Source organism: Streptomyces tanashiensis (assembly GCF_014648895.1).
In the GTDB taxonomy this organism is placed as follows: domain Bacteria; phylum Actinomycetota; class Actinomycetes; order Streptomycetales; family Streptomycetaceae; genus Streptomyces; species Streptomyces tanashiensis.
Genome location: NZ_BMRZ01000041.1, coordinates 1 through 7,325, shown reverse-complemented (window position 1 = coordinate 7,325; position 7,325 = coordinate 1). Strand labels below are relative to the sequence as shown.

Sequence of the window (7,325 nt, the reverse complement as noted above, 5' to 3'; positions counted from 1 at the left end):
CAGATCTACGAGGGCACCAACCAGGTCCAGCGCATCGTCATGGCCCGCAACCTCCCGTAACCACCAGCCTCTCGAAAGGAGACAGGCCGTGACCCTGAAGATCGCTGTCTGTGTGAAGTACGTCCCCGACGCGACCGGCGACCGCGGTTTCGCCGACGACCTGACGACCGACCGCGAGGCCGTCGACGGGCTGCTCTCGGAGCTCGACGAGTACGCGGTCGAGCAGGCGCTGCGCATCTCGGAGGAGTCCGACGACGCCGAGGTCACCGTCGTGACGGTCGGCCCGGACGACGCCAAGGACGCGCTGCGCAAGGCCCTGTCGATGGGCGCCGACAAGGCCGTCCACGTCAACGACGAGGACATCCACGGCTCCGACGTCATCGCCACCTCGGCGATCCTGGCCAAGGCCCTGGAGAAGACCGGCTTCGACCTGGTCGTCTGCGGCATGGCCTCGACCGACGGCACGATGGGCGTCCTGCCCGCGCTGCTCGCCGAGCGCCTGAGCCTGCCGCAGGTCACCCTGCTGTCGGAGCTCTCCGTCGAGGACGGTCTCGTGAAGGGCCGCCGTGACGGCGACGCCGCCACCGAGCTCCTGGAGGCCCCGCTGCCGGCCGTCGTCTCGGTCACCGACCAGTCCGGCGAGGCCCGTTACCCCTCCTTCAAGGGGATCATGGCCGCCAAGAAGAAGCCGGTCGAGGAGCTGGACCTGGACGACCTGGACATCGACGCCGACGAGGTCGGCCTCGCCGGGTCCTGGACCCTGGTCGACGCCGTGGCCGCCCGCCCGGCCCGCACCCAGGGCACGATCGTCACGGACGAGGGCGACGGCGGCAAGCAGCTCGCCGCCTTCCTCGCCACCCAGAAGTTCATCTGATCCACCGTCACCCCACCTCAGGAGCAAGGAATCATGGCTGAGATCCTGGTTCTCGTGGACCACGCCGACGGTGCGGTCCGCAAGCCGGCCCTCGAACTGCTGACGCTGGCGCGCCGTGTCGGCGAGCCCTCGGCGGTCGTCCTCGGCGCCGGCGAGGCCGCCGCCTCGATCGCCGCCACGGCCGGCGAGTACGGCGCCGCCACCGTGTACGTCGCGGACGGCGCCGAGTTCACCGAGCAGCTCGTCGTCCCGAAGGTCGACGCGCTCACCCAGCTGGCCAAGGAGAAGGGGGCGGCCGCCGTCCTGGTGACCTCCTCCGGCGAGGGCAAGGAGATCGCGGCCCGCGTCGCGCTCCGCCTCGGCTCCGGTCTGATCACCGACGCCGTGGAGCTGGAGGCCGGCGAGAACGGCCCGGTCGCCACCCAGTCCGTCTTCGCCGCCTCGTACCAGGTGCGCTCGACGGTCTCGCACGGCGTCCCGGTCATCACCGTCAAGCCGAACTCCGCCGCCCCGGAGGCCGCCCCGGCCGCCGGTACGGTCGAGAACGTCGCCGTCGCCTTCACCGGCAACGCCGCCAAGGTCGTCTCGCGCACCCCGCGCGTCTCCACCGGGCGCCCCGAGCTGACCGAGTCCGCGATCGTGGTCTCCGGCGGCCGTGGTGTCGGCGCGGCCGAGGGCTTCGCGGTCGTCGAGAAGCTGGCCGACTCGCTCGGCGCGGCCGTCGGCGCCTCCCGCGCCGCGGTGGACGCCGGCTGGTACCCGCACTCCAACCAGGTCGGCCAGACCGGCAAGCAGGTCTCGCCGCAGCTGTACGTCGCGGCGGGCATCTCCGGCGCGATCCAGCACCGGGCCGGCATGCAGACCTCGAAGACGATCGTCGCGGTCAACAAGGACCCCGAGGCCCCGATCTTCGACCTGGTCGACTACGGCGTGGTCGGCGACCTCTTCGAGGTGCTGCCGCAGCTCACGGACGAGATCGGCGCGCGCTGACCTCGGCGCCGGATGCACACGACGAAGGGGCGGGTGGCACTCTGTGCCACCCGCCCCTTCGTCGTGTTCGCGCTCAGTACCAGCCGTCGAGCGGGACCTCCTCGCAGAGCCGGACGACCGGCCTGCGCCCGGAGACCGCGGTGCCGGAGACCTTGACCCGGACTCCGGGGCGCACCGCGTGCGGCGGTCCGTCGACGCGGCAGCGGACCACGAAGCCCTCCGTCATGTGGACCGGCCAGAGGTCGGCGTCGGCGGCGGCGACCCCGCGGCGTACGGAGATCACGCCCTCGCCCTCGCTGAGTTCGGGCGCGAGGTCGGTCGACCCGCAGGTCGGACACAGCAGGCGCTGGAAGGTGGTGGTGTGGCACCAGCGGCAGCGCTGGAAGTACAGCTCGGAGTCGGGGGCCGACTCGTCGGCCTGGACGGCGGTCCCGCTCCTCAGTCCCGTGTGGAACACGATGCCTTCTCCTCGCACTCGGCGGCTCAACCGTGCATGGAGCAAAGATATGGCACTGAGTGCCATCAAATAAAGACCTGAGTTCCCTCAATTCGAGATACTGAGAACCCTGTGATCGTTCGGTGACCCCTCAGCCCTCGCCGAGGCTCGACTCCACCTCGCGCACCACGCGCCACATGGGGGTGGACCGCTTGGTGATCACCACGACGACGTCCTCGGCCTCCTCGGCCGGAGCGTCCGCGACCTGGCCGGTCGCCCAGGTGGCGCGCACGAACTCCAGGGCCCCGTCGACCTCGGCCAGCGGGTCGCCCTCGCCGCCCGAGCGCAGCCAGTGCCGCAGGGCGTGGTTGTGGGCGGCGACCACGGCCGCCGCGACGACGTTGGCGCGCAGGGTGCCGTCCCTGCGGTCGGCCCAGCGGGTGCGCAGGTAGTCGCCGAGGGTCTTCTCGTACCGCCAGACCACCGACAGCTCGTACGTGCGGAGCCCGGTCACCTCGCGGGTGAGCCGGTAGCGCTGCACGGAGAAGGTGGGGTTCTCGGCGTACATCCGCATGACGAGCCGGGCGGCGTCGCAGACGCGGACGACGGGGTCGTCGGAGTCGGCGCTCGCGGCGAGGAAGCGGGTCATGTCGGCGAGGCACTGCTCGTGGTCGGGGAAGACCACGTCCTCCTTCGATGGGAAGTACCGGAAGAAGGACCGCCGGCCGACGCCCGCGAGCGTCACGATGTCGTCGACGGTGGTCTGCTCGTAGCCCCGCTCCAGGAAGAGCTGGAAGGCCGCGGCGATGAGGGAGTCCCGCATCGCGGGCTTCGTGGAGTTCGTCGACGCTGTTCCCATGGCCCGAACCTAACATTCGCAGCGCCTTCGCGCGGCACTCGGTGCCGGATACTTTCGACACCGAGTGCTGTCACGGGGGTACGGAGGCTCAGCGGGCCGCCATCCGCAGGGCACCGTCCATGCGGATCGTCTCGCCGTTGAGGTAGTCGTGCTCGGCGATCATCGTCACGAGCCGCGCGTACTCCTCGGGGCGCGCGAGGCGCTGCGGGAAGGTGACGCTCGCGGCCAGACCGGCCCGGACGTCCTCGCCGAACCCTGCCATCATCGGGGTGTCGACGATGCCGGGGGCGATGGTGACGACCCGGATGCCGAACTGCGCCAGGTCGCGCGCGGCGGTGACGGTCATCCCGGCGACGCCCGCCTTGGAGGCGGCGTACGCGATCTGTCCGACCTGGCCCTCGAAGGCGGCGATGGAGGCGGTGTTGACGACGAGGCCGCGCTGCCCGTGCTCGTCGGGCTCGTGGCGGGCGATGGCCTCGGCGGCGAGCCGCATCACGTTGAAGGTGCCGAGCAGATTGACGTTGAGCACCGCACGGAACAGGTCGAGGTCGTGCGGTCCCTTGCGGCCCAGAATGCGGGCCGAGGGGGCGATGCCCGCGCAGTTCACGGCGAGCCGCAGCTCGGCGCCGTCGGCGTCGATCGCGGCGAGCGCCTCGCGCACCTGGTCCTCGTCGGTGACGTCCGCGGCGAGCAGCCGGACGCCCTCGGGCAGCGGGCCGGCGGCGGCGACGGCCTTGTCCAGGTCCAGGCCGTAGACGGTGGCGCCGCGGGCGGCGAGCGCGGCGGCCGTGGCGGCGCCGAGGCCGGAAGCGGCGCCGGTGACGAGAGCGGCGGAGCCGGCGATGTCCATGGAACTCCTCGTTCGTGTCGTGCGGGTGCGACCCTGCCGCCGGGTTGGCCGCCGGATCGGGCGCGTGCCCGCGGAGGACCGCGCGGTCCGCGCGATCTGCGCCGCCCACCATAGAACCGTGTGCGGCGCCCCCGGAAGCGGAGGCCGAGCACGGCGGAGGGAGAAGTAGTCGACCGGTCGTACACTCTCGCCATGGGGCGAACGAGTGACGCGCGCGAGCGCATCCTGACCGCCGCGAGGACGCTGCTGCTGTCGCGCGGCTACTCCGCCCTGGGCGTGGCCGAGATCTGCGCGGCGGCCGGTGTGCCGAAGGGCAGCTTCTACTACTTCTTCGCGTCGAAGGAGGAGCTCGCCCTCGCCGTCGTCGAGGAGCACTGGGCCGGGCAGCGCGCCGAGTGGACGCGCGCGCTCGGCGGGGACGTCCCGCCGCTCCGGCGGCTGCGGCGGCTCCACGAGTCCGTGGAGGACGGGCTGCGGGCCGACCGGGAGAGCTGCGGCGCGGTCACGGGCTGCCTCTTCGGGAACCTGGCCCTGGAGCTGAGCACCCGTACGGAGAGCGTCCGCGAGCGGCTGCGGGAGATCTTCGACGAGCAGGTCGCCCTGGTCGCGGAGACCGTCGCCGAGGCCCGCGCGCGCGGTGAGGTCGGCGTCGCCGACCCCGGCGCGGCGGCGCGGGCCCTGGTCGCCCAGCTGGAGGGCCGGGTCCTCTTCGCCAAACTGTACGACGACCCGGGCCGCCTCGACGCCCTGTGGGCCGATTCCCTGGCCCTTCTCGGCGCCGCGCCGGCCCCGGCCGCCGGAACGGCCTGAACCGACGTCAGAAGGGCTTCGTCGGCAGGTACTTGCCGTCCAGGGTGATGACGGCGCGCTCGCCGCCCTCGGGGTCGGCGACCTTCTTCACGTCCAGCTTGAAGTTGATCGCGGAGATGATCCCGTCGCCGAACTGCTCGTGCACGAGCTCCTTGAGCGTGGTGCCGTAGACCTGGAGCATCTCGTAGAAGCGGTAGATGGTCGGGTCGGTGGGGACGGCGCCGTCGAGGGAGCCGCGCGTGGGGATCGTGCGCAGCAGCCGCACCGCGTCCTCGTCCAGGCCGAGGAGCTCGGCGACGGCCCGGGCGGACTCCTCGGGCAGGGCGTGCTGGCCGAGGACGGCGGCGGTGGTGAAGGCGACGGAGTGGCCGGAGACGTCCGCGATCTGCTGCCAGCTCAGGTCCTTGCGGATCTTGGCGTCGACGGCGGCGATCGCGAGGGCGCGGCGGGCGGTGGGGTCGAACTGGGCGTGCACCATGAGTGGTACGTCCTCTCTGAGGGGTGTGAGTTGCGGAAGTCAGGCGGCGAGCGCGGGGCGCGCGACTGCCGGGAGCTCCTCGACGGTGCCGTCGGCGATGTCGAAGACCCAGCCGTGGAGCCGCACTTCGCCCGCGGCCAGGGCGCGGGCGACCGACGGATGGGTGGCCAGGTTGGCCAGCTGCGCGGCGACGTTCTCCCGGACCAGGACGGCCACGTCGGCCGTCCCGCCGGCGGCGGCGCGGGCGAGGGAGGCGTCGGCGTGCCGCAGCCAGGCGGCGACCGCGGGCGCGGCACTCAGGTCGTGGCCCTCGGCGAGCGCGGTCATCGCGCCGCAGGCGGAGTGCCCGCAGACGACGATGTCCCGCACGCCCAGGACGGCGACGGCGTACTCGACGGAGGCGGTGACTCCGTCGGCGCCCGGGGTGTGGGCGGGGACGAGGTTGCCGGCGTTGCGGATGACGAAGAGCTCGCCGGGGTCGGTCTGGGTGATCAGTTCGGGTACGACGCGGGCGTCCGAGCAGCCGATGAACAGCGTGCCGGGCCGGTGGACGGTGGCCAGGCGGGCGAAGAGACCGGCCTTGGCAGGGAAGACCTCCCGCTGGAAGCGGGCGATTCCCTCGGCGAAGTGGGGCATGTCCCTACCGTGCACGACCATCACCTATAGCGTCCAAGACCTGCTGTCGATGTCTGCTATAGATGCGATCTATAGCAGGATCTATAGTCGGTGTCATGCAGCCGGAACTCCGTCATCTCCGCTATCTGCTCGCCGTCGCCGAGCACGCGAACTTCACCCGCGCCGCCGAAGAGCTCCGCATCGCGCAGCCCACGCTGTCCCAGCAGATCAAGCAGCTGGAGAAGGCCCTCGGGACGCAGCTCCTGGACCGCACCGGGCGCACCGTGCGGCTCACCGACGCGGGAGAGACCTACGCGCGCTACGCCCGGCGCGCCCTGCGGGACCTGGCGGCGGGCGAGCGTGCGGTGCTGGACGTGCGGGACCTCTCCCGGGGACACCTCCGGCTCGCCGTCACGCCCACCTTCACCGCGTATCTCACCGGCCCCCTCGCCGCGGGCTTCCACACCCGCCATCCGGGCATCCGCGTGGAGGTGCGGGAACTGCCCCAGGACCGCATCGAGGCCGAACTCCTCGCCGACCGTCTGGACCTCGGCATCGCCTTCCACGGCGAGCACCTCCCGGGCATCGAGGCCACGGAGCTGTTCACCGAGACGCTCGGCCTCGTCGTGGGCCCCGACCACCCCTTCGCGGGCCGCGCGGAACCGGTCGGGGCCGAGGAGCTGAACGGGCGTCACCTGGCCCTCCTCGACCGGGACTTCGCCACTCGGCTGCACATCGACGCGTACATCTCCGAGCACCGCCTCCGGCCGGTGATCGCCGTGGAGGCCAACTCCGTGACCGCGCTCACCGAGATCGTCCGGCGCACCGCGCTGGCCACGGTGCTGCCCGACGCCGTCACCCGGGACCACCCCTGGCTGAGCCCGGTGCCGCTCTCCCCCGCCCTTCCGTCCCGTGCCGTCGCCCTCCTCCGGCGCGCGGCCGGCTACCGGAGCGCGGCCGCAGGGGCCTTCACCGAACTGGCGGCTTCATGGGGGAAGCAGGCGCAGGGTCAACCGATCGGATGACCCCGGGGTCCACCGTTGCGGGCGGCGGACGCAGCCGGGACGCCGACGGGTGACGGCGGGGTACGCACCCAGGATGGAGAGCAGAGCGGGCCCCGGCTTCCCGGCGGCCCCCGCGGTTCCCCGAGTCCACTGGAGCAGATCCCATGAAGCACGTGAAGAAGGCCTCCTCGCGCACCCGTGTCGTGACCGGTGGCGCGATCGTCGCCGCCCTCGCCCTCGGCGGCTTCGGGGCCTACTCCGCGAGCGCCACCGGCGAGGACACGGCGGCCGCGCCGGCCGCCGCCGTCGCCAAGGCGGACGCCAGGAACAAGAACACGACGCGCTCCACCCACCTGACGATCGAGGCCGCGACGAAGGCCGCGCAGGCGACGCTGGACGCCGCGGAGAA

The 7,325-nt window shown here is 72.4% G+C and carries 9 protein-coding genes and 1 pseudogene; 5 read left to right on the top strand and 5 right to left on the bottom strand.

Features of this window, described 5'->3' with window-relative positions:
• Window positions 1–88 precede the first annotated feature (88 nt).
• Together IE237_RS40250 and IE237_RS40245 are read left to right on the top strand one after the other, a co-directional pair.
• Window positions 89–874 (top strand): electron transfer flavoprotein subunit beta/FixA family protein, encoded by a 786-nt coding sequence (locus tag IE237_RS40250; protein ID WP_189807188.1) that lies wholly within the window; start codon window positions 89–91, stop codon window positions 872–874.
• Between the two features lie 33 nt (window positions 875–907).
• Window positions 908–1,864: an electron transfer flavoprotein subunit alpha/FixB family protein gene (locus tag IE237_RS40245; RefSeq protein WP_189807187.1), complete on the top strand. Its 957-nt coding sequence runs from the start codon at window positions 908–910 to the stop codon at window positions 1,862–1,864.
• Between the two features lie 73 nt (window positions 1,865–1,937).
• On the opposite strand, the gene IE237_RS40240 is transcribed toward IE237_RS40245, so the two are convergent.
• The 3 genes from IE237_RS40240 to IE237_RS40230 form a co-directional block, all read right to left on the bottom strand.
• Window positions 1,938–2,321, bottom strand: coding sequence for a zinc ribbon domain-containing protein (locus IE237_RS40240; RefSeq protein WP_189807186.1), 384 nt, complete (start codon window positions 2,319–2,321; stop codon window positions 1,938–1,940).
• A gap of 130 nt (window positions 2,322–2,451) precedes the next feature.
• On the bottom strand, window positions 2,452–3,159 hold the full coding sequence (locus IE237_RS40235; protein ID WP_189807185.1) for a TetR family transcriptional regulator: 708 nt from the start codon (window positions 3,157–3,159) through the stop codon (window positions 2,452–2,454).
• Window positions 3,160–3,247: 88 nt separating this feature from the next.
• A complete protein-coding gene (locus IE237_RS40230) occupies window positions 3,248–4,009 on the bottom strand; it encodes an SDR family NAD(P)-dependent oxidoreductase (protein ID WP_189807184.1) in 762 nt (253 codons plus the stop codon).
• Between the two features lie 192 nt (window positions 4,010–4,201).
• Between IE237_RS40230 and IE237_RS40225 the strand changes: the two genes are divergently transcribed.
• Complete coding sequence (locus tag IE237_RS40225) at window positions 4,202–4,819, top strand: TetR/AcrR family transcriptional regulator (protein ID WP_189807183.1); 618 nt, start codon at window positions 4,202–4,204, stop codon at window positions 4,817–4,819.
• Window positions 4,820–4,826: 7 nt separating this feature from the next.
• Here the strand turns inward: IE237_RS40225 and cynS are convergent, their stop codons facing one another.
• Both cynS and IE237_RS40215 read right to left on the bottom strand, forming a co-directional pair.
• On the bottom strand, window positions 4,827–5,297 hold the full coding sequence (gene cynS, locus IE237_RS40220) for a cyanase (RefSeq protein ID WP_189807182.1): 471 nt from the start codon (window positions 5,295–5,297) through the stop codon (window positions 4,827–4,829).
• 39 nt (window positions 5,298–5,336) lie between these two features.
• Window positions 5,337–5,933, bottom strand: coding sequence for a carbonic anhydrase (locus tag IE237_RS40215; protein ID WP_189807181.1), 597 nt, complete (start codon window positions 5,931–5,933; stop codon window positions 5,337–5,339).
• A gap of 95 nt (window positions 5,934–6,028) precedes the next feature.
• Here IE237_RS40215 and cynR point away from each other — a divergent pair, with 95 nt between their 5' ends.
• Window positions 6,029–6,937, top strand: a complete 909-nt coding sequence (gene cynR, locus IE237_RS40210; protein WP_189807180.1) for a transcriptional regulator CynR — start codon at window positions 6,029–6,031, stop codon at window positions 6,935–6,937.
• A gap of 152 nt (window positions 6,938–7,089) precedes the next feature.
• Window positions 7,090–7,325: pseudogene (locus IE237_RS40205) on the top strand (heme-binding protein); the annotation flags it as partial.